The organism is Methylotuvimicrobium sp. KM2, from assembly GCF_038051925.1.
Lineage (GTDB): Bacteria > Pseudomonadota > Gammaproteobacteria > Methylococcales > Methylomonadaceae > Methylotuvimicrobium.
The window spans coordinates 1,755,890-1,777,985 of sequence record NZ_CP150634.1 but is presented as its reverse complement, the minus strand read 5'-3'; the positions used below and the strand labels follow the sequence as shown (position 1 = coordinate 1,777,985).

The 22,096-nt window shown below is 48.6% G+C and carries 17 protein-coding genes; 13 read left to right on the top strand and 4 right to left on the bottom strand.

Features of this window, described 5'->3' with window-relative positions; all coding sequences use genetic code 11:
* Nucleotides 1-11 precede the first annotated feature (11 nt).
* From WJM45_RS07585 to WJM45_RS07575, 3 genes are all read right to left on the bottom strand, one after another.
* The gene (locus WJM45_RS07585) at nt 12-1,391 is read right to left on the bottom strand and encodes a sensor histidine kinase N-terminal domain-containing protein (protein ID WP_341328355.1); all 1,380 of its coding nucleotides are present in this window, start codon (nt 1,389-1,391) and stop codon (nt 12-14) included.
* Nucleotides 1,378-2,058, bottom strand: coding sequence for a response regulator (locus tag WJM45_RS07580; protein ID WP_341328354.1), 681 nt, complete (start codon nt 2,056-2,058; stop codon nt 1,378-1,380). The genes WJM45_RS07585 and WJM45_RS07580 overlap by 14 nt, the downstream gene beginning before the upstream one ends.
* A 506-nt stretch (nt 2,059-2,564) precedes the next feature.
* Nucleotides 2,565-2,795, bottom strand: a complete 231-nt coding sequence (locus WJM45_RS07575) for a hypothetical protein (RefSeq protein WP_341328353.1) — start codon at nt 2,793-2,795, stop codon at nt 2,565-2,567.
* Between the two features lie 639 nt (nt 2,796-3,434).
* Here WJM45_RS07575 and WJM45_RS07570 point away from each other — a divergent pair.
* The 11 genes from WJM45_RS07570 to WJM45_RS07520 all read left to right on the top strand — a co-directional run bounded on the left by WJM45_RS07570 (nt 3,435) and on the right by WJM45_RS07520 (nt 19,239).
* Nucleotides 3,435-4,085, top strand: a complete 651-nt coding sequence (locus WJM45_RS07570; RefSeq protein WP_341328352.1) for a carbonic anhydrase — start codon at nt 3,435-3,437, stop codon at nt 4,083-4,085.
* Nucleotides 4,086-4,457: 372 nt separating this feature from the next.
* The gene (locus WJM45_RS07565) at nt 4,458-5,351 is read left to right on the top strand and encodes a universal stress protein (RefSeq protein ID WP_341328351.1); all 894 of its coding nucleotides are present in this window, start codon (nt 4,458-4,460) and stop codon (nt 5,349-5,351) included.
* 75 nt (nt 5,352-5,426) lie between these two features.
* On the top strand, nt 5,427-7,004 hold the full coding sequence (locus WJM45_RS07560; RefSeq protein ID WP_341328350.1) for a SulP family inorganic anion transporter: 1,578 nt from the start codon (nt 5,427-5,429) through the stop codon (nt 7,002-7,004).
* Between the two features lie 783 nt (nt 7,005-7,787).
* Nucleotides 7,788-10,529 carry a cation-transporting P-type ATPase gene (locus WJM45_RS07555; RefSeq protein ID WP_341328349.1) on the top strand — a complete coding sequence of 914 codons (2,742 nt, stop codon included), beginning with the start codon at nt 7,788-7,790 and terminating at the stop codon, nt 10,527-10,529.
* Nucleotides 10,530-10,810: 281 nt separating this feature from the next.
* The gene (locus tag WJM45_RS07550; protein ID WP_341328348.1) at nt 10,811-11,767 is read left to right on the top strand and encodes a beta-ribofuranosylaminobenzene 5'-phosphate synthase family protein; all 957 of its coding nucleotides are present in this window, start codon (nt 10,811-10,813) and stop codon (nt 11,765-11,767) included.
* Nucleotides 11,768-11,867: 100 nt separating this feature from the next.
* Nucleotides 11,868-12,935, top strand: coding sequence for an ATP-grasp domain-containing protein (locus WJM45_RS07545; RefSeq protein ID WP_341328347.1), 1,068 nt, complete (start codon nt 11,868-11,870; stop codon nt 12,933-12,935).
* A 14-nt stretch (nt 12,936-12,949) separates the two neighbouring features.
* Complete coding sequence (mch, locus tag WJM45_RS07540) at nt 12,950-13,933, top strand: methenyltetrahydromethanopterin cyclohydrolase (protein ID WP_341328346.1); 984 nt, start codon at nt 12,950-12,952, stop codon at nt 13,931-13,933.
* A 12-nt stretch (nt 13,934-13,945) separates the two neighbouring features.
* The gene (locus tag WJM45_RS07535; protein ID WP_341328345.1) at nt 13,946-14,866 is read left to right on the top strand and encodes a RimK family alpha-L-glutamate ligase; all 921 of its coding nucleotides are present in this window, start codon (nt 13,946-13,948) and stop codon (nt 14,864-14,866) included.
* Nucleotides 14,863-15,723, top strand: a complete 861-nt coding sequence (locus WJM45_RS07530) for a triphosphoribosyl-dephospho-CoA synthase (protein ID WP_341328344.1) — start codon at nt 14,863-14,865, stop codon at nt 15,721-15,723. Before WJM45_RS07535 ends, WJM45_RS07530 begins: the two co-directional genes overlap by 4 nt.
* Before the next feature lie 80 nt (nt 15,724-15,803).
* Entirely contained in the window at nt 15,804-16,313 is a 510-nt protein-coding gene (gene fae / locus WJM45_RS07525) for a formaldehyde-activating enzyme (protein WP_014148886.1), read from the top strand.
* A 505-nt stretch (nt 16,314-16,818) separates the two neighbouring features.
* Nucleotides 16,819-19,239: a penicillin acylase family protein gene (locus WJM45_RS07520; protein ID WP_341328343.1), complete on the top strand. Its 2,421-nt coding sequence runs from the start codon at nt 16,819-16,821 to the stop codon at nt 19,237-19,239.
* Between the two features lie 38 nt (nt 19,240-19,277).
* Here the strand turns inward: WJM45_RS07520 and WJM45_RS07515 are convergent, their stop codons facing one another.
* Nucleotides 19,278-19,985: a HisA/HisF-related TIM barrel protein gene (locus tag WJM45_RS07515; protein WP_341328342.1), complete on the bottom strand. Its 708-nt coding sequence runs from the start codon at nt 19,983-19,985 to the stop codon at nt 19,278-19,280.
* Nucleotides 19,986-20,041: 56 nt separating this feature from the next.
* Between WJM45_RS07515 and WJM45_RS07510 the strand changes: the two genes are divergently transcribed.
* Both WJM45_RS07510 and WJM45_RS07505 read left to right on the top strand, forming a co-directional pair.
* Nucleotides 20,042-21,052 carry an ATP-grasp domain-containing protein gene (locus WJM45_RS07510; RefSeq protein WP_341328341.1) on the top strand — a complete coding sequence of 337 codons (1,011 nt, stop codon included), beginning with the start codon at nt 20,042-20,044 and terminating at the stop codon, nt 21,050-21,052.
* On the top strand, nt 21,042-22,091 hold the full coding sequence (locus WJM45_RS07505; RefSeq protein ID WP_341328340.1) for a hydantoinase/oxoprolinase family protein: 1,050 nt from the start codon (nt 21,042-21,044) through the stop codon (nt 22,089-22,091). Before WJM45_RS07510 ends, WJM45_RS07505 begins: the two co-directional genes overlap by 11 nt.
* Nucleotides 22,092-22,096: the final 5 nt, after the last annotated feature.

Here is a 22,096-nt window from a genome sequence, read left to right as displayed (position 1 = left end):
CCTCTTAACTCTTAAATCGACGCTTGCTTGAACACCACATCGGCTTTCGTCCCACCCTTGCCTGGCGAAGTGCCGAGAAACAGCTCCGCTTGATGTAAGTCGGCAATTTCCTTAACAATAGGAAGCCCTAACCCGCAACCATCTCCAGGACTTCCGGGAATTCGATAAAATCGCTCGAAGATTTTATCCATTTCGGATGCCGGTATACCCGGCCCATCGTCCTCGACAGTCAACGTAGGCGAAGGCCCCGGCTTAAGCCTTACGATTATGTTACCGTTCTCTCGCCCATAACAGACCGCGTTATCGAGAAGATTGACCAACAACTCGCGAATTAAAATTTCGTTGCCATTGATATAAACCGGTTGTTTAGGACCTTCGAAACTGAGTTCGATATCATTTTGCAAAGCCTTAGGAACCCATTCGCTACTGACTTCCCTCACCAACGACAATAGATCGAACTTTGCCAATAGTAGTCCGCTTTCAATTGCCCCCGATTTGGCTAAGGCCAAAAGCTGAGAGATGATATGAGAAACCCTGTCGGCACTGCTTTGAATTTGCAGTAAAGCCGGCTTCATTGCCGCCATGTCATCTTCCCGTAACGCTCTTTCCGATTGCAATTTCAGCCCGGCCAGCGGCGTACGAAGTTGATGCGCGGCATTGGCGATAAAGCGTTGCTGAGAAGCGATCGCGCCGTCCAAGCGCTTCAACAAACCATTAATGGTATCGGTCAAGATCCGCACTTCGGCAAAAACATGTGCTTCAGGGATTGGACTCAAGTCTTTCGGGGAGCGCATGGCAATTTCATCGGCCAATTCGCGTAAAGGGTTCAAGCCTCGATAAACGGCCTTGCGCATATAAAAACCAATAAAAATCGCTAAAAAAATCGGCGGTATCAAATCGGCCAATAAAATATCCATCATCATGTTGCGGCGCTTGTTAAGCGTCTCGGCAACATGCACGAATACGATTTCCGGAAGGTCTTTCCGCGCGACAAGGATAGAAACTCCTCGTACCGACTCGCCTCGAACCGTATCATTGAAAAAAACCGGCGACGACCAATCGGTCGATTCATCGAAAGGTTCGGGAACGAAGCTATCTCCAGCAATCATGCCTTGATTTTCAGCGATAATCTTAAAATAAGTCTTGTCTAATTCATCCCATTTAAAAATAGTTAACGCAGCTGGAGGTAATTCCGCGACAATCAAATTATCACTAACTTTGATTTCCTGCACCAAAGAACCTGCAGAATCCAATAGCCATCGATCGTAAGCTTCATCGACATAATGCCGCGTAACGTAATAGGAACTGACGGCTTCAAATACGACAAACAACAAAACCGGCGTAATTAACCGAATCAATATTTCGGTTCTTAGCGTTCTATTTTGCTCCATCGCTACCTGTCTCCAGTAAGTATCCTAAGCCCCGTACGGTCCGTATAACGGCATCATAAGGTTCGATGCGTTTTCGAACGCGGTGCACATATACTTCGATCGCATTATCGGCCAATGCATCGCCGTCCGCCGACAAGCGCTGCGCGATACGGTCCTTGCAAACCACTTTGCCCGCTTGTAACAACAAAATTTCGAGAACCGCCGCTTCACGAGCCGATAACACCAGTAACTGCCCATCCGCGGAAACTTGATTATTTTGAGTATCGAGCGAAAGACGTCCCACTTCGATGGTATGGCTGAAGCCTCCATAACAACGCCTGATCAATGCGTGAATACGCGCTTCCAACTCCATTAGTTCGAAAGGTTTGGTCATGTAGTCGTCCGCGCCTTGACGAATACCTTCGATGCGGTCGTTCATACTTTCCCTTGCCGTTAAAATCAAAATCGGCAACGAAATCTTACTGCTACGAAATTTTCGCAATAGTTCTAAACCGTCCATATCGGGCAACCCCAAGTCCAGTACAATCAAATCGAAATCTTGTGCTTCAATCAATTGTTCGGCATAACGCCCGCTTTTGGTGGCGGTAACAACGTAACCGGTTTTTTTAAGCGTGTGAATCAATCCGTCAGTAAGAACGGAATCATCTTCGATCAATAAAATATTCATAATAGTTAAAGCATAAACAAAACGATAAAGCGAAAGCGAAAAAAAATCCGTCAAACAGCCAAATAAACCACCATCATTTTACCATTACATAACAATGACCTATAACATCGCTAAAATTCCTATACAACGATTATACAGTGGTCGGGCATACTCACCTTTTTTTACGCAACTCAGTAGAAGTTCTTGAAATAATTATCGAGGAAAAGTCCAGGATGAAAATACGCAAAAATTTCGTATTTAACTCTTTATAGCTTATAGCCATCATGAATCAATAAACCTGCAAATAAACGCATTGGCATGTGTTGTAGAGCGTTCGCGCTGAGCGCAGACGAAGTGCGATCTGCAGCTTAAAGCTCTCAACAGCTCTTTTTAGGGTAAAAACAATGCCCGACATCAAATAGCATACTCACTGGCTATGTTCGCGTTAATGGTTGATACCCATTTGAACTCAAAGTCAGCAGAAATCAAAGGATATAGATCTAAATAACTTGCTTTTTTCAAAATATTTAGCAAATTGTTGAACGAAGGGCACGGTTGCTCGATTGACAGATGTCGGCGGCAGGGCAGATTTTTGCTCCTGCAAAATCTGCATTCACGCCATCCATGGCGCTTGCAGATTTTTGCTTCTCGGCAATTGCTGAGTTACATGGATTTATGAACCCAGCACCTAAATTATCCAAGATAGTTAACCATGGCCAATGGCTTATGGAATTTAGGGGCTGGGTGAATTCGTCCATGCTCTATGCCAGCTCCATGCTGGCAAAGCCTTTACCGAGCACCCCGAAGCCTCCCCGGCACTGCCGAAATTTGAAGTGCGAAAGGTATAAATGGCTTATTTAGTAGGGCAGATAACCGTTTCAACTGCTCGCGCGAACATAGCCTACTCATTTCTAATAGCAAAACCTCGATTAAAAATTAACATAGTTAAATTGAAAGGATTCTGAAAGGTAGTATCGATACAATACCTTCCAAGCCAAACTACCGGTCATCATTAGATCCGATTAGCGCATTTAGATGCGATTGGTTTGAACCATAAAAAATGTGATTGTAACGATTCGGTTTTTGCTGGATTGAATCCGACAAGTCTAGTTTATTGATTTAACAAAAAGCGAGCGCTGCCCCAAAAATTCTTTTTCACAGTATCGACCTTTAAGAATTTAAGCGACCGGTGACCAAAGCCTTGGAATCTCTCAAAGTATGGATTCCCTGCTCTTTGCTTCGAACAAAACGAGACGAAAAGCAGTAAAGAGAAAATAAGGACTTTCTGTCTTGTCATTGTTAAGCCGATAAATCAATAAGCTATAGCATCCGGATTAGACAGCTCGAAGCGTTACAATCTTCAACTACAGGCAATTGCATACAGCAAGGCGGAAACTATGAAATCATTCGAAAAGCTGTTAATGAGAAACAAAAAATGGGCTTCTGACAAGCAAGAGATAGATCCCAATTTTTTTAAACATCTTGCAAATGAGCAAAAACCCGAATTCCTTTGGATCGGCTGTTCGGATAGCCGTGTTCCAGCGGAACTCATTGTGAATGCCGAACCCGGCGAAATGTTCATTCATCGCAACATTGCCAATCAAATGGTGGCAACAGACTTCAACTGCTTAAGTGTCTTGCAATATGCGGTAGCCGTGCTGAAAGTCAAGCACATTATCGTTTGCGGTCATTACAACTGCGGAGGAGTTAAAGCCGCTCTCAATAATCAAAGCACCGACTTGGTATTGACTAATAAATGGTTAATGCATATCAAAAATGTTTACCGACTCCATCAAAAAGAGGTCAATGCGCTAGCAACCGAACAAGAACGTATCGATCGATTGGTTGAATTAAATGTTATCGAACAGGTTAAAACACTGGCTTACACCTCCATTATTCAACAAGCCTGGCATGAAGAGAATCGTCCTGTTATACATGGCTGGGTCTACGGCCTTTCCGACGGCTTGTTGAAAACATTAATTTCTATGGAACCCGGACAAGAAATCGAACCAATATTCAAATATGATTATACTGAAGCGGCGGCTTAACCCAGCCTTAACATTTATCGCCAATAAGTTGTTTATTAATATACAATAATTAATTTTGTGGCACTACAAAGTTTAATTTGGCATGATTTTTAATTATTTCATTTCAATATCATAGGCGGTAGGCACTACACTTGTTAAAGCTGGGTTAAATCGGACAATGCTTTTTTAAATACACTGGCCTGATGACGGCGCTAAACGAAACAAATCAAGCCGCTCGATCTAAGCTGCAGGTCCGACAATCCGGTCGAGAAATTCGGCAAGCGGACGGCGATTGCCCATACTTTACCGGTACAAGAACGAGGCAAAATCATTTTGAGTTTTTCCTCAGTTCAAATCAGCCAACCATCCGAATTATGCAAGAGCGAGAATTTCATGAACAATAGATTAAACCAATGCAACATCATCGTCCCCGTCGATTTCTCAGGCTATTGCCGGCGAGCATTTCCGGTCGCTCAGGAAATCGCACGGCTGTTCGACGGCAAGATTACGCCTTTCCATGCTTACGATTTGTATTCGGACCTGGATGGTTTCCATTATTTGAATGGAGACATGCATCTACATGGCGAGCCTTTGTCCATACAAAAGGAGTTGAGAGCCGCATTGACATCCTTTACCGGGGACAGCGTCGACCAAGCTTATTTGGCGGATTGCCTAGTCGAAGATGATAATGATGCTCCTGACGCCATCGTCAAGGCATCGGGCCAATTCGACCTAGTGGTCATGAGCAGCCATGGTAGAAAAGGATTCTCTCGCCTGCTTTTAGGATCGGTCGCCGAAAAAGTATTGCGCTTGACTCATCGCCCGGTGATTATCGTCGAGGACGACGCCGACTTATGTCCGATTCGAAAAATCCTAGTCACCACGGACTTTTCTCAAAGCTCCTACGCCGCTTTTCCTTATGCTCAGGAAGTCGCACTCGCTGCCGGAGCCGAAGTACATTTGTTTCACTCGATAGCCAACGAACATCTCAATGCGGAGCAAATCGAAAACATCCGGTCCGAATGTCTGGCGAAATTACAAGACGCCGCCGAACGGTACATGCCGGCAATTGGCGACAAAGTAAACTGTATCGCCGTGCATGGGTCCGACTCGGCGCATCATGCAATTTGCAAGAATCTCACTGAGCAACATTATGACTTACTAATCATGGCGACAGTGGGAAAGACCGGCCTAAGTCACCTGTTAGGGATGGGTAGCACAACAGCCACACTGGTCAGAGCGGTAAAAACCACCATCATGGCGGTTAAACCCGACAGCCAAGCTTGACCAGACACGATCGACCGTTGTAATGGTCATTCGTCATAAGCGACTCACCAACCCGATTTAAGGAATCCAGCCAATATGATTCATAAACATATCGATTATTACATAAAGCATTTACATCATGACATTCCGTCCGGAATCGTCGTTTTTTTGGTGGCCTTGCCGCTCTGCCTAGGAGTCGCACTAGCTTCAGGCGCGCCCTTGTTTTCCGGCCTGATCGCAGGCATGGTCGGCGGTTTGGTAGTAGCCTGGCTAAGCGGCTCTCAGCTCAGCGTCTCCGGACCCGCTGCCGGCCTGACGGTGATCGTCTTCAACGCCATCGAAACCCTCGGGAGTTTTTCGGGCTTTTTGACAGCGGTCGTATTGGCCGGCGTCATTCAATTGATTTTGGGATTCTTGAGAGCCGGCGTTATCGGCGCCTATTTTCCGTCATCGGTTATCAAAGGCATGCTCGCGGCGATCGGTTTGATTCTGATTATGAAACAGATCCCCCATGCCATCGGCTACGATGCCAGTTTCGAAGGCGATGAAAGCTATATGCAGGAGACCGCGTTATCGACAGTCGAGCAGCTGGCCGAATCGGTGAGTTCGATTTCGCCGGGCGCAACCATCGTCAGTGTCGTCGCCTTGTTGTTATTAGTCCTTTGGGAAAGCAATTTCATCAAGCGTATCGCCTTCCTGAGGTTGATTCCGGGCGCCTTGTTGGCCGTTATTTGGGGTGTCGCTTATAACTCGGTCGCCTCTCGTGTGGCGCCTGAATGGGCCATCGGCAGCAAACATTTGGTCTCGCTGCCGGTCACGGAAAGTCCAAAGGACTTTTTGCAATTGTTTAGCTTTCCCGATTTCAGTTTTCTAGCCAATCCACAGGTCTATACGATCGCGTTCACGATGGCCGTCATTGCCAGTTTGGAAACGCTGTTGAGCCTTGAAGCGGCCGACAAGATGGACCCATATAAACGCGTCGCGCCAACCAACCGCGAATTAAAAGCGCAAGGGGTCGGCAACATGCTCAGCGGTTTGATCGGTGGCATTCCAATCACCGCGGTCATCGTACGCAGCGCGGCGAACATCAACGCCGGCGGCCAAACCAGAGTATCCTCATTCGTGCATGGCTTGGCATTGTTGGTCAGCGTGATGTTCTTCGCCAACTTTTTGAACGACATCCCGTTATCATGCCTGGCCGCGATATTGTTACAGACCGGCTATAAACTCGCGAAACCGAAACTGTTCATAGAGTTTTTCCACAAAGGCTGGAATCAATTGATACCGTTCGTAATCACGATCGTTGCGATTTTATTAACCGATCTGTTGAAAGGTATCACGGTCGGTATCGTCATCGGCTTGTACTATGTAATACGCGCGAACTATCATGCCTCGATCTCGATGACTCGGTCCAAAGACCGCTATGTCTTGACGATGAACAAGGATGTGAGTTTTTTGAACCGCGCCTTGCTCAGAAAGTTTTTTAATCAAGTCGAAGAAAATTGCACTATCGTGATCGATGGTTCAAAAGCCCAATTTATCGATTACGATATTTTGGAAACGATTCACGATTTCATGTTGAGCGCCCAAGACAACAATATCATTGTCGAAACGATCGATCTCGAAGGCAAAGAAAAAATCAAAATCTCACCCGACTCTAGGGCAGCGACATAATTCAAGGCGACGGGAAACACCTCTTCGAGGTGTTTCCTTTTAGCATTCCTACCTCGCCGACAATCTCGATACCCGCTTAGTCCGTTTAAGCATTCGCCATTCGTTCCCAGAAAAAACTCACTTCTCGCACCCGGAAATACTTAATATACTCCTCGCAGATCAACTTTCGACGTGGCTTAGAATTCGGTCATAAATCACTTCCCTATTTTTAATACAAGGTAAGCAGGTTCGGTAACTCGCTTGACAGAACGCCGTAAACCCAGCACCTAAATTACCCAAAATAGTTAACCATAGCCAATGAACTATGGAATTTAGGTGCTGGGTAAACCCATCCATGGGGACTTGACGGCAGCAATCCCTGCTGCCGACATCCTCGCTAGCCACACCCCATACCTTCATAAAGTTAACCATTTTTTGAGTTTAAAGGGAGTAAGATGCTAAATCGCTACCGACCTCTTCCTACGAGTCTAAACAACGAAGCCTGGAAAGAGCGCAGTGCAATCCGGGAAGCTCGGAGCCACGCCACCCTCGTATTCCACTACGCAGCATGTGGGCTACGTGCTTTAATAGCAATTTGGGAAAGAGCTAATGTAGAGCGGCCGTTTTTAGCTTGATGCGTATGTGGCGTGCCCCTCAACTTCTCAAGCTGAGCGGAAAGGCAAAGTATAGACATAGTGCAACTTCTTTTTGTCAGTTAGGAGTAAGTTTCCTTTGCTATTGTCATTAGATTAAGCCGGCAATATAACTTTAGTTATTTTATATTTCTATTACTTAGGAAAATATATGCGCAAAATAACCGAACCGAGAAAACGAGTGCACTGGCATTCCCTGCTCGCCGATCAGGTCTTCGAAAAACTACAAACCGACGGGAACGGTTTATCGGGCCGGCAGGCACAAAAGCGTATCGAGGAATATGGCGCAAATCGTTTACCTCCGCCCAAAACCCGCGGTCCGCTACTGCGCTTTTTTTCCCAATTTCACAACCTATTAATCTATGTCTTGATCGGTGCCGCAGTCGTCACGGCGCTACTGGATCATTGGATCGACACTTACGTGATCATCGCCGTCGTATTGGTTAATTCGATTATCGGCTTCGTTCAAGAAGGCAAGGCCGAAAAATCGCTCGAAGCCATTCGGCATATGTTAGCGCCGCGCGCGACGGCATTGCGCGACGGTAATCGAATTGGGATTCCAGCCGAAGAATTAGTTCCCGGTGATATTGTGATTCTCGAACCGGGCGATAAAGTTCCCGCCGACCTGCGCCTGATTTCGGCGAAGGGTCTGCAAATTCAAGAAGCCGTCCTGACCGGCGAATCGGTTGCTGTTGAAAAGACGATTAAACCGGTTGAAGTAAAAGCCGATTTGGGAGACCGTTTTTCGATGGCTTATTCGGGAACCATGGTTGCGGCCGGACACGGCAAAGCCATCGTCGTAGCGACCGGAGCCGATACCGAAATCGGTCGCATTAGCGGCATGATCTCGAGTATCGAGGAATTGACGACTCCGCTGCTTAAACAAATAGCGATTTTTTCCCGCTGGCTGACCTTGGCGATCATCCTGATAGCCGCAAGCGTCTTTGCTTTCGGTTTTTACATACAAGGAACCGATCCCTCGGAAATGTTCATGACCGTGGTCGGCCTCGCAGTAGCGGCCATTCCTGAAGGTTTACCGGCGATCCTGACTGTAACATTGGCTATCGGCGTCCAACGCATGGCCTCCCGCAATGCCATTATTCGCCGACTACCGGCAGTCGAAACGCTCGGCGCCGTATCGATCATTTGTTCGGACAAAACCGGCACGCTGACGCGTAACGAAATGACCGTCAAATCGATCGTAACGTCTTCTAAACTCTATGAAATCAGCGGAGTCGGCTATGAACCTTCCGGCGATTTTTTCTCGGGCGGCGAACATGTCGAGATAGACAAGCGCCCTATTCTGCAGCAAATCGTTAAATTCGGCACCTTGTGCAACGACTCTTCCTTGCGCCAAAAAGACGACCAATGGATTGCCGATGGCGACCCGATGGAAGGCGCCTTATTGACTGTTGCGATGAAAGGCGGTTTCGACCCTGCCGACCTGCACCGCAACAATGCTCGAGGCGATGTGATTCCATTCGATGCCCAACACCGTTTCATGGCCACCTTGAACCATGACCACGAAAACAATCGATATATTATCGTCAAAGGCGCGCCGGAACGATTGATTGAACTATGCACTTTGCAACGTCAAAAAGACGGTGATATTGCAATCAATCCTGCCTATTGGACCGGTTGGATCGATGAGGTCGCCTCACTCGGACAACGCGTTTTAGCCATCGCGTATAAACCGGTCGAAGAAGGTAAAACCGAGCTCAATTTTTCGGACCTGGATGACGGTTTGATACTATTGGGACTTATCGGCCTAATCGACCCGCCACGCGAGGAAGCGATACACGCCGTCAAGGAATGCCGTGCGGCCGGTATCCGCGTCAAAATGATCACTGGCGATCACGCCGCGACGGCCCGTGCGATTGCCGCGCAATTACATCTTGAAAATCACGATGAAGTCATAACCGGCCAAGACCTGTCCTCGATCGACGACGATGAATTGGTCGAAGTCGCCGCACGCGTCGACATCTTCGCCCGAACTTCGCCCGAACATAAATTACGCCTAGTTACCGCAATGCAGGCCGGCGGCAACGTTATTGCCATGACCGGAGACGGGGTTAACGACGCGCCCGCCTTGAAACGAGCCGATGTTGGAATAGCGATGGGCAGAACCGGCACCGAAGCCGCCAAGGAAGCTTCGGAAATGGTACTGGCGGACGACAATTTCGCATCGATCGCACGCGCAGTCCGCGAAGGCCGTACCGTCTACGATAATTTAAAAAAAGCCATCATTTTTTTATTGCCGGTCAACGGCGGCGAATCGATGAGCATCATCGCCGCGGTATTGACCGGCCTGACTTTGCCGATTACACCGCTACAAGTCCTTTGGGTCAACATGGTCAGCTCGGTCGCCTTGGCAATGGCGCTGGCCTTCGAACCGTCCGAGCCTAGCGCCATGCAACGCCCGCCTAGACCTAAGGACGAAGCGATGTTGTCCGGCTTTTTATTGTGGCGTATCACCTTCGTGTCGCTGCTGTTTTTTGTCGGCATTTACGGTATTTTCTTGTGGAGCCAGCTGCATGGCTCGACGCTCGAAGAAGCGCGGACTTATGCGGTCAACACGCTGGTCATGCTGGAAGTCTTTTATTTATTGAATGTGCGTTACTTAAGCGGTTCTTCGCTATCCTTCAAACGATTATTCGGTTCCAAGGCTATTCTGATCGCGATTACAGTGGTCATTTCATTACAAGCCATTTTTACATACGCGCCGTTCATGGAAGTCTTTTTCGACACGCGTCCGGTCAACTTCATCCATGGCATGGAAATCTTCGGAATCGGTCTGGCCTTATTTATGATCCTGGAATTGGAAAAAATGATAAGACGCTTGTTTTCTGCTTTTCGAAATAAAGACAAAGCCCAACCGAAATCTAAGCGCTAAACTCCATCAGGCTAGCTGATCGAAAAAGCATCTAATAATCCAAAGGTGTGGAGGGAGAGTGTTTGTCGAGGGTGCCAGCAGGGTAACGGATTTTTGCTCTTGCAAAACCTACCCTGGCGGTCGAGCAACCGCACCCTCTTCGGAGCCGGCATCGTACTTTCACAGTAAACTTGATGAATATATTCAAACGGGGAATTGCTAAGATATCAGTTTCAACCCTCATTCTCTGCTGCGTTTGGGTATAATGCCCTTTTATTTGCCATTAAATCAGATCATTGAAAGTGCAATACTCTAACGTTAGCGTGATAGCCCCTGCCCGTCTGCATATGGGCTTTATCGATTTAAGCGGCGCACTGGGACGTCACTTCGGCAGCATCGGCGTCGCGCTGAATGAAATCAACACTCGGTTGACCATCAGACCGGCCAGTCATTTGACCGTAACCGGTAAGTCGGCTTCTCGAGCCGAAAAATGCGCGCGCAAACTCTGTATGGCACTCAATCTTCCCGATTCATTCAGCATCGAGGTCGAAGCGTCGATCCCGGAACATGTCGGATTAGGATCCGGTACGCAAATGTCGCTGGCGGTCGGCATGGGCTTGAACCATTATTTCGGCTTAGACCTGACGGTGCGCGATATCGCGCGTTTAACCGATAGAGGCATGCGCTCGGGTATCGGCATCGGTGTTTTTGAACGTGGCGGACTGGTTGTCGATGGCGGACGGGGCGAGCGAACGATAACGCCGCCGGTATTGGCTCATATGCAAATTCCCGACGATTGGCGCTTTATTTTAGCGTTCGACAAGCGCGGACAAGGCTTGCATGGCAAGCAAGAAGTTCAGGCTTTCGAAGCGCTGCCCCCATTTCCGCAACAAGAAGCGGCCCGGCTTTGTTATTTATTGATGATGCAAGGATTACCCGCAGCTGCCGAACACGATATCGTCAAATTCGGTGAAGTCGTTACGCAATTGCAGCGCTCGGTCGGCGAACATTTCGCGCCGGCACAGGGCGGTATTTTCACCAGTTCGGAGGTCGCCGAAGCCATGACATGGCTGGAAGCGCAAGGTTGCGGCGCGATCGGCCAAACCTCATGGGGACCGACCGGATTTTGCGCCTTACAGGGAACCGAGCAAGCCGAAACACTGACCGAACAAGCACGTCGGCAATTTTCGCATCACCCGCATTTGAGTTTCGTCACGGTCGGCGTCAGCAACGGCGGCGGTCAAGTATCGGTTGTCTGATTCGCTTATTGATGCCTGAAGCCGGCACATACTCGCTTAAGCGATAGACTTTTAACATCATAAACTGCCATTTTTGAATCCCAGTATTAACAAACCTATTTTGATTATTGCGAACTCCGGCCGCATGCTGGCCGAGGCCGCCAGCCGGTCGGGATTCAGACCTTGGGTAATCGATTTGTTTGCCGACCAAGATACCTTGAGTTTTTCCGAACGAGTATTTCGAATAGAAGCATTGGACGAACCCTTTCTGAAAGAAATTATTGCCGACTTCCGCTCCCTGCACCCGAAGTCTCCAGTAATATATGGCAGTGGCCTCGAGCATTATCCCAAGGCGCTCGAGCTCATTACTCGTGAATGCGAATTAGTCGGCAACGACATAAAATCCGTTCGACAGCTTCAGCAAAAAAAACGCTTTTTCGAGTTGCTCGATTATTTGGAGATAGACTATCCGCGCGTCGCCTTCACCAAACCTATGGAGGCAGAACAATGGTTGATCAAACCCGAAGCCGGTGAAGGCGGCATCGGTATTCGCCAGTTTCGAAACGGCATGCCAGCCCAAGGAAACATATACTGGCAAAAACACATCGAAGGGACGGCCGGCTCAGCTTTGTTTCTTTCCGACGGGCGGAGTGTTCAAATAATCGGCTTCCATACACAATGGACTGAAAACCAGGCTGAAAGCAACCCATTCCAATTTGCCGGCATCATAAACTGCAGTCCTTTGTCTACCGAACAAGAGCATAAAGTGAGCTCGTGGATCGCCGCCATTGTGCGGGCAATCCCGCTCAAAGGCCTCAACACCCTCGATTTCATTATCCAAGGCGAGCGAATTTATGTATTGGAGGTCAATCCCCGCCCGTCGGCCAGCATGCAATTATATGATGCAGATTTATTCGGGGCGCATCTCAATGCCTGTCGGGGCCTCTTAGACAATACGAACTTTACGCGTCATCAGGTTTGCGCTTATCGCATCGTTTACGCCGACCGAGACATCACTATTCCCGATGCCTTTAGTTGGCCGAAAGCCTGTCGGGATTTACCGATTGCCGGCTCGATAATTCGCAAAGGACAGCCTATATGCAGTATCATTGCCCGCGATATAAACGTTCGGAGCGTTCATCGACAATTGAACAAAATCCGGCAAATCATTATTCAATCATTCAATTAAAGGTGTTTTAGATCATGGAATCAAAAGCGAGCGTTAATAAACTGGCGCAGCCTCTGGTTAGAGAACTCATCGAAAATGCGGCTAAATTACGAGTCGGCGTAGAAAAGTTGGCGAACGGTTGTACCATCATCGATGCCGGCATCGACATGCCGGGCGGCTTGGAAGCGGGCCGAATCATCGCCGAAATTTGCTTGGGCGGCATGGGCTCGGTCTCTATCTCACACAGTTGTTATACCGCGAATTGGCCGTTGACGGTCAATGTGCATACCGGCAATCCGGTCTTGGCCTGCCTTGGCAGCCAATACGCCGGTTGGAGTTTGTCGCATGAAAAATATTACGCGCTCGGCTCCGGTCCCGCTCGGGCGATGGCGGTTAAGATCAAGGACGGTCAACAAGAGCCCGTCGAAGAATTGTATAAAGAATTGGCTTATCGCGACAACGCAGAAAACACCGTTTTGGTGATCGAAAACGATGCGATCCCGCCGCTTGAAATCGTCGAAAAAGTAGCAACCGCTTGTCAAGTAGACCCTAGCAATTTGACAATCATCGTGACGCCCACCAGCAGCCTGGCCGGCGGTGTTCAAGTCGTTGCACGGGTTTTGGAAGTTGCGATGCACAAGGCGCATGCCTTGCATTTTCCGCTGGAAAACATCGTCGATGGTAGCGGCAGCGCGCCGATCTGCCCGCCGCATCCGGATTTCATCAAGGCGATGGGACGGACCAACGATGCAATATTGTTTGCGGGGCAAGTTCATATTTTCGTCAAAGGCAGCGACGAAGCGGCCGAGAAGCTCGCAAAAGAGTTGCCGAGTTCAACGTCTAAAGATTACGGCAAACCGTTCGCGCAAGTCTTTAAAGAATACAACTACGACTTTTTCAAAGTCGATGCAATGCTATTCAGCCCGGCAAGTGTAATCGTGACCGCAGTCGAATCCGGTAAGAGCTTCCGCGCCGGCAAACTCGACAATGCGTTGCTCGATCAATCGTTCGGCGCCTAAGGATTTCGACGCGTGGGTAGAATTGCCGTTTTCACAGACGATCCGGGTTGGCACGGCAAGGCATTACGCCTTGCATTCGCCGCACGCGGATACTCGGCGGATTATGTGTCATTAACCGAATGCCGCTTGAATCTGGTTTCGGAAAGCCTCCCTATTTCGATTCCGGGTTTCGAACAGACCCTGCCCGACGCCGTGTTTGTGCGCGGTGTACCGGGCGGATCCCTCGAGGAAGTTGTATTTTATCTCGACATCCTACATGCGTTGAAGATCATCGGCGTTCCGGTGTACAACGACGCAGGGGCAATCGAACGCAGTGTCGACAAAGCTATGACCAGCTTCCTGCTTCGACAAAACGGTTTGCCGACGCCGCCGACCTGGGTCTTGCGCGACAGAAAAGAGGCACTGGCAATCGCCGAACACGAATTGGCGCAAGGCAATATGATCATCAGCAAGCCTTTGTTCGGCTCGCAAGGCGAAGGCGTCCGGCGCATCGAAAAAATGCTGGATTTGTTCTGGTTAACCGGCAGCCGCGGCATCTATTATTTGCAACGTTTTGTGGAATGTTACGGCGAAGGTTATTCCGATACACGGGTATTCGTTATCAACGGGCGCGCGGTCGCCGCGATGCGTAGGAAAGGAGCATTTTGGTTGAATAATGTTGCCAAAGGCGCCCGTTGCGAACGAGTCCGATTGGACTCCGAATTATCGGAATTAGCCATCAAGACAGCGGAAGTCGTCAAAATGGACTATGCCGGCGTCGATATCATTCGCGAAAAAAACGGCGATTACACCGTTATCGAGGTCAACAGTATTCCCGCATGGAAGGGCCTGCAAAGCGTTTGTAATATCAATATCGCCGAATTACTCGTCGAAGATTTGCTGAATAGGCATGTCGGCGATCATCGCCCCGAATTGCAAACGGTTGCCTCATGATGTCTATCGAAACGCTTGAAGACTTGTATCGGCAAGCCTGCGAGATCGAATTACAGGCTTTTAAGCCAGGCAACGTCAGTGTTCATGCCGACGGGCATGACATGACCGTCGATGATTTTAGAGTCAGCGCAAAGGTCAGCGCGCCGCATATCGTAAATCCAAATTACTCGCTTGGCGAAAAAATTTATTATGCGATCAAGGCAACGCGTGATGCGGTCGGCTGTAATACGAACCTTGGCATTGTTTTATTATGCGCACCTCTGCTTCAAGCCGCATTTTTGCGAAAACCGAATTCGACTCTAAGACAAGCTTTACACGAGGTATTAAACAATACATCAGTCGACGATGCCGCTTGGGTCTTCAAAGCGATCGTTTTAGCAGCCCCGGGTGGTTTAGGTCGCTCATCCGAACAAGACGTTTCAGAACAACCGGCCGTCAATTTGACCGAAGCGATGCGAATCGCGGCCGATAAGGATCGCATCGCGTTACAGTACTGCTCGGATTATAAAGATATTTTTGATTTCGGAGTTTTAAGGTATAATGCTTGGCTAACTCGATGGGCTGAAGCTAATTGGGCGGCTGTAGCAGTCTATGTCGGGTTGCTGAGCCTTTACCCCGATAGTCATATCGAGCGGAAATACGGCGATCGCTTTACGCTTTCGGTGGCATCTAAAATGGCCATGATTAACCAAGCGCTGCAAGATTCCGATAATCCGGATCAAATCGAACCTTTACTGCGCAGGATTGACGCGGAATTTAAATCCGACGGCATCAATCCGGGGACGACGGCCGATTTAACGGTAGCGACGATTTTAGCGGTATTTCTGGAGGATCAAATTAGCAATTCGAGTTGCTAATGGGTCTTCGAAACGGATTTACATTTAGTAAATAAATTAATTCTCACTGTTCATATTATTCTTCAAAGGAGACAACTAGCATGGCTAAAATCAACAACCTGCGCGTAGGCGAATCATTGGTAGGTGACGGCAACGAAGTTGCGCACATCGACTTGATCATCGGCCCACGCGGTTCGGCTGCCGAAACCGCTTTCGCTAACTGCTTGACCAACAACAAAGACGGTTTCTCCAGTTTGTTGGCTGTTGTTGCACCTAACCTGATGGTTAAACCTGCAACTGTTATGTTCAACAAAGTAACCATCAAAGGTTCAAAGCAAGCCGTTCAAATGTTCGGCCCTGCGCAACGCGGCGTAGCCATGGCTGTTGCGGATTCAGTTGAAAACGGCACCATTCCTGCCGATGAAGCCGACAACCTGTTTATTTCTGTTGGCGTTTTCATTCACTGGATGGCTGAAGACGACGCAAAAATCCAACAATACAACTACGAAGCGACTAAAGAAGCTATCGAACGCGCTGTTGCCGGCTCTCCAACAGCTCAAGAAGTTGTTGCTGCTAAAGCCACTGCAACACACCCATTCGCTGCTAACTAAGATTTAGTTCAGCCTAGAATGATTAAAAACCCCGGCTAGCCCGGGGTTTTTTTTGTCTAGAGAAATTGGATAGCGGTTAACAGTGAGTAGTAAGCGGCATAATCAGGGCTTTAACCTAGACTTGGTAGATATATATCTTTCACACTTCAAATTTCGGCAGTGCCTGAAGAATAGCGCAGTGCTGCCGACATCCTCGCCAAACACACCCCAATCCTTCAACCTGAATTCGGCAGTTTAACCATGAAGCACATGAAGTTCACGAAGAATTCCAAGAACTTACCAAATCCTTCTCGCCAACCTTTTTGGTGAGCGAAAGTTCTATACAAACGCGTAATAAGCTATTGAATAAACTTCCTATTCTTCATGATCTTCATGGTGAAATGCTTTTTCTAGGTTCAATGAAGCTCAACTATTTTCAGTAAGATAAGTTATAAAGAATGAAGCCGTATTTCAGTTGGCTCGTTTTCAATGGAACATAAGCCCAACAAAAAAGAACTAATAGGACATGAAAAAGATAAGAAGCATCGTGCTTTATTTGACGGCACTCGCATCATTGACAGTTCTGATAGGGCTAGGCGGCACCTATTGGTTACTGCAAGAATCGATGCCTAAACTAAACGGCGAAGTCGTATTAGCAGGCCTTGCCGAACCCGTTACAGTCGACTCCGATGAATTCGGAATACCGACCGTGCATGCCGAAAATCGTCTCGACGCGATTCGAGCACTCGGCTATCTAAGCGCGCGCGACCGCTTATTTCAAATGGATTTAATGAGACGAAAAACTGCCGGGCGCCTAGCTGAAATATTCGGCGAGATAGCCGTCGACAGCGACGCCAGAGCCCGAACGCTCGGTTTCAATCGAGTTGCCCAAAAAACGGTAACACAACTGCCGCGACAACATAAGCGCTTCCTCGATGCCTATGCCGAAGGCGTCAACAGCTATATCGAGCAAACTAATGCCTTAACCTTTGAGTTTAGCGTATTGAATTATCGCCCCTCCCCATGGCAAGCCGAAGACAGCATTCTGGTCATGCTCGGCATGTTCGATACGCTCACCGGCTGGGCCGAAAGAGAAGAACGCATGTTGACCGTGATGGAGAAAACCCTACCTCCCGATCTGATTGCATTTTTGACACCGGACACCGACCGGTTTACCGAGCAATTACAAGACTATCGCGAATCGTCGCGACCTGCTCGCCCCATCCCTTTAGCCTCGATGAAGGCGGCCCTTGATCAATATTCATCAGACGCCTTGAAAGTAGCCGGCGCCGTGCAACTGCACGACACCCTGCCGGGATCTAATGCATGGGCCGTCAGCGGCAAGAAAACTCAGGACGGACGCGCGATACTTGCCAACGATATGCACTTGGGCATTACCGTACCCAACTTATGGTATCGAATCGAAGTCCATTATACCGAAACTCATGCAAGCGGCGTGATACTACCCGGCGTACCGATAATAATTGCCGGCAGCAACAAACATTTAGCCTGGGGGGCAACCAATCTTTCCGGTGATTTTCTAGATTTGGTCAGCCTTGAAATCAATCCTGAAAATTCAAATGAATATCGTGTTGACGGAGGCTGGCAACGGTTCGAGCAACGGAATGAAATCATCGCCGTGAAAGGAGGCGATTCTCGAGATATAAAAGTCAAACAAACGGTGTGGGGTCCGGTTGCCTCCGAACCTCTAATGGATAATTTAGTGGCTGTTCGCTGGACCGCATTGGACCCTAATGCCATCAACATCGAATTGATCGACTTGGAACAAAATCGAACACTGGAACAAGCCATTCCGACGATCAACCAAAGCGGCGGGCCGCAATTGAATTTTTTACTGGCCGATAAGACAGGCCGAATCGCCTGGACGCTAATGGGACGCATACCTAAGCGGTACGGCAACGACGGCTCGGCTAGCCGATCTTGGGCTGACGGTTCAGCAGGCTGGAACGGTTATTTGGCTCCGGAGTCATTGCCGCGCACAATCGATCCGCCGAAAGGTATTTTAGTTTCGGCCAATGATCGTCGATTCGGTAAAGACTATCCTCATATCATCGGACGGCAGTTTGCCAACGGCTATCGAGCTTATCGGATTACTGAGCGGCTCGAACAAATCGAAATACTGAACGAACAAACGATGTTCGCATTACAGCTCGATAGTAAGAGCGAGTTTTATCAGTTTTACCAGCAATTGGCATTATCGGTTCTAACGCCGAAAAATTTCGAGCAAGAACCGGAATTGGCTGAATTGCGAGGTTTCCTTCAGGCCTGGGACGGAAATGCGGATCGAGACAGCTTGGGGTTTGGGTTATTGGTGGAATTTCGCAAGCAATTGGCAAAATCGGTATTCGATCCTTTTATATCGGCATGCCGCAAATCGGATAGGAATTTCAACTATTCCTGGACATACATCGACACACCATTACAACGGCTTTTGACTGAAAAGCCGGTCGAACTGTTACCTGATCCGTCGCGATTTCAGGATTGGGATACATTCATTCTAAACCAATTAAAAAAAAGCCTCGGTCGACTCAAAAACCTGTACCCCGAAGCGAGCTTTCCGGAACTGACTTGGGGAAAAATCAACCGAGCGCAATATCGTCATCCATTCTCAAGGGTATTGCCATGGGCCGGACGTTTCCTTGACATGCCTGAGGACCCGTTATCGGGTTGCCCTTATTGCGTTCGAGTGGCCGGCCCCGATTTCGGCGCCAGCGAAAGGCTTGTCGTTTCCCCGCGTCATATCGATGAAGGAATACTCCACATGCCGGGCGGCCAATCCAGCCACCCTTTATCGCCCCATTATCGCGATCAACACGCATATTGGGTCGAAGGCTTACCGATACCACTCCGGGCAGGAAAAACCGAGCATCGATTGATTTTACTGCCGCGGAGGGATGGTGAGCGGCTAGCGGTAAATGGTAAATAGTGAATGGCTTGATATCCGCTTGATACGTATGAAACAACTTATTTTAATGAATTTTCAAAGATCTGTTTAATGTCGTTCTCCGACAATGCGCCGGAATGTAAGGCGCTGGCTATCAAGACATCGTTCACGCCGATTTTTTGTAGCCCGAATAGATCTTGTTTATGCCGGATACCGCCTGCGGCGATAATCCGTTTCTCAGGAAACTCCCGGCAATAATGGCTCAGCTTTGCGAAATCCGGACCAAGCTCGCTACCGACTTGCGCTAGCGTCATGATAATAATAGCGTTCGGCCATAACTTAGGATTGTCGAAAGTCAACGACGAACCGAGCCGGCCGTTTGCCGAATAATCGAGCGACAGTACAAAATCTTCCGACAATCGCTCGATATGCTCGACATCGTCATCGGTCAACGATTCGGAGCCGATTACCGGCAAATAATTCGCAAAACCTTGGTAATAGCGCTGAACCGCATGATTTCCCGAGTCGACCCAAAACTGCCTATCCGGATAGCGTCTGAATACGTCGAGTAAAAGGCCTTGATGAACCGATTCGCAAGCGGTAATCGCATTCAGATCGGCGATATAAAACACCTTAAAATCGTATAGCGACAAAAAAGCCTCGATGACGCGATCGATGCTCGGCTCTTTGCATAATGAGGAACAAACCGGGGCATATTCGGCCCGATTACCTCTGACGGCATGAACGACATGATGGTCTTTAAGATCAAGGACCGGAATGATTTGCATGTTACGAAACCAACCTTCTGCTTTTATAAGAAATACCTTGTATTATACTGTGCGCAATGAAAATACTCGTTTTTGAATATGTTACCGGCGGCGGTTTTAACCGTGAACGCATTCCCGATACGCTCGCCGCGGAAGGCTTGTTGATGCTGAAGGCTTTATTGCAGGATTTATCGGAAATAGCCGATATCAAGTTGAGTGTAATGCTCGATACCCAGTTTGCCGACGCAATTTCGGAATATGCCGGAGCAATCGAAATTGTGACGATTGATGAACATCAATCGGTGCACGAAACATTCGAAAAACAAGTCGTGCGTTGTGATGCGGTTTGGCCGGTCGCTCCCGAGATGAACAATATTTTGTTCGATTTAACGCACATGATCGAATACCATGGAAAAAGACTACTGTCATCTTCGTCAGAAGCCGTCGCCATCACATCGAATAAGCTCGAAACATTTCGTCATCTGACACAACACCGGATTGAAACCGTGCCATCGGAACCATTCAATCCGCATCGCTTCCAACCGATCGGTAGACAAGTGATCAAACCGGTCGACGGCATGGGCTGCGAACGAACATTCCGAGTCGATGACGCCGAGGATTGGGCGCTCGTCAGGCCTCAACTCGGTAAAGAACCCTATATGGTTCAGCCTTACATCGAAGGAACGCCGGCGAGTTTGAGTTGTTTATTCCACCATGGCAAGGGATGGCTCTTGTGCCATAATATCCAACGAATCGAAATCAAGGACTGCCGATTTAAGTTGAACGCTTGCCGAGTCAATGAACCCGGCGTCAATGAATACTATCAAGCCCTGGTCGACCGTGTCGCCTATGCGTTCCCTGGTTTATCCGGTTATGCCGGAATCGATATCATCGAAACACCTGAATCCATTGCGGTATTGGAAATCAATCCGCGTTTGACGACGTCTTACGCGGGGATACGAGAGGCCTTGGGAGTCAATGTCGCGGCAGAGATTTTGCGAATGCCGCAAAACCAACCAAGCGTGAATCCCATCATCAATCGAAGCATCAATCTACTCATCGACGGAGACGAAACCTATGCAAACTAACATTATCGGCTGGGATATCGGCGGCGCCCATTTAAAAGCGGCGCTGATCAACGAATTGGGCGAAGCCCTGGCAATCGTTCAACGCCCTTGCGCGTTATGGCAAGGCATCGAACAATTGCAACAAGCCGTACAAGCCGTTACCGCAGAGCTGCCGGAAGGCCGATACCGGCATGCGATTACGATGACAGGGGAATTAGTCGATCATTTCGAGAGTCGAGAACAAGGCGTGCAACGCATCGTCGAAGCCATGTCGGTTTACTTTCCAGGCGATTCGTTGTGGATTTATGCCGGTTTGTCAGGATTCATTCGAGCCGGTTCGGTGCTGCCCGAGCATAGCGAAAGCATCGCCTCGGCAAACTGGTTGGCTAGCGCATCGTTTGCCGCACGAAACATTGACAGCGGATTATTTATCGATATCGGCAGCACCACGACCGATATCATTGCGATGGCAAACGGAAAAATCAATGCCAAAGGCTTTACCGACTATAAGCGACTCATTTCCGAAGAATTAATTTATACCGGCGTCGTGCGCACACCGGTAATGGCTATCGCGCAAACGGCCTTGTTCAAAGGCGTCAAAATCGGTTTGATGGCCGAGTATTTCGCGACGATGGCCGATGTATACCGCATAACCGGCGAACTGGACGAAGCTCATGATCAAAACGATACCGCCGATGGCGGCGAAAAAACCGTTACCGCCAGCGCCAGGCGCTTATCGCGTATGATCGGTCATGAAGTCGAACACGAGTTGCCGGAATGCTGGCGCCATTTCGCGCTTTATCTCCGCAACCAACAATTGCACAAAATACAAATGGGCTGCGAAAGGCAATTATCCAGAATTCGTTTACCTTCAGATCAACCGTTTGTCGGCGCCGGCGTCGGTCGCTTTTTGGTCAAACAATTAGCCGCCAATTTAGGGCACCCTTATCTGGATTTCAACGATTTATTCGAACAGTCATTGGTCTCCTCGCCAATGTCCGCCGCCGATTGCGCACCGGCCATCGCAGTAGCCTATTTAGCGTTGGCGCAATTCAAATAAATAAG

Bases quoted from the DNA above. Each gene is read 5' to 3' on its own strand.
- WJM45_RS07565 (WP_341328351.1), top strand. From the start codon at position 4,458: ATGAACAATAGATTAAACCAATGCAACATCATCGTCCCCGTCGATTTC.
- WJM45_RS07575 (WP_341328353.1), bottom strand. From the start codon at position 2,795: ATGGACGAATTCACCCAGCCCCTAAATTCCATAAGCCATTGGCCATGG.
- fae (WP_014148886.1), top strand. From the start codon at position 15,804: ATGGCTAAAATCAACAACCTGCGCGTAGGCGAATCATTGGTAGGTGAC.
- WJM45_RS07505 (WP_341328340.1), top strand. From the start codon at position 21,042: ATGCAAACTAACATTATCGGCTGGGATATCGGCGGCGCCCATTTAAAA.
- WJM45_RS07570 (WP_341328352.1), top strand. From the start codon at position 3,435: ATGAAATCATTCGAAAAGCTGTTAATGAGAAACAAAAAATGGGCTTCT.
- WJM45_RS07560 (WP_341328350.1), top strand. From the start codon at position 5,427: ATGATTCATAAACATATCGATTATTACATAAAGCATTTACATCATGAC.
- WJM45_RS07530 (WP_341328344.1), top strand. From the start codon at position 14,863: ATGATGTCTATCGAAACGCTTGAAGACTTGTATCGGCAAGCCTGCGAG.
- mch (WP_341328346.1), top strand. From the start codon at position 12,950: ATGGAATCAAAAGCGAGCGTTAATAAACTGGCGCAGCCTCTGGTTAGA.
- WJM45_RS07510 (WP_341328341.1), top strand. From the start codon at position 20,042: ATGAAAATACTCGTTTTTGAATATGTTACCGGCGGCGGTTTTAACCGT.
- WJM45_RS07515 (WP_341328342.1), bottom strand. From the start codon at position 19,985: ATGCAAATCATTCCGGTCCTTGATCTTAAAGACCATCATGTCGTTCAT.
- WJM45_RS07520 (WP_341328343.1), top strand. From the start codon at position 16,819: ATGAAAAAGATAAGAAGCATCGTGCTTTATTTGACGGCACTCGCATCA.
- WJM45_RS07555 (WP_341328349.1), top strand. From the start codon at position 7,788: ATGCGCAAAATAACCGAACCGAGAAAACGAGTGCACTGGCATTCCCTG.
- WJM45_RS07580 (WP_341328354.1), bottom strand. From the start codon at position 2,058: ATGAATATTTTATTGATCGAAGATGATTCCGTTCTTACTGACGGATTG.
- WJM45_RS07585 (WP_341328355.1), bottom strand. From the start codon at position 1,391: ATGGAGCAAAATAGAACGCTAAGAACCGAAATATTGATTCGGTTAATT.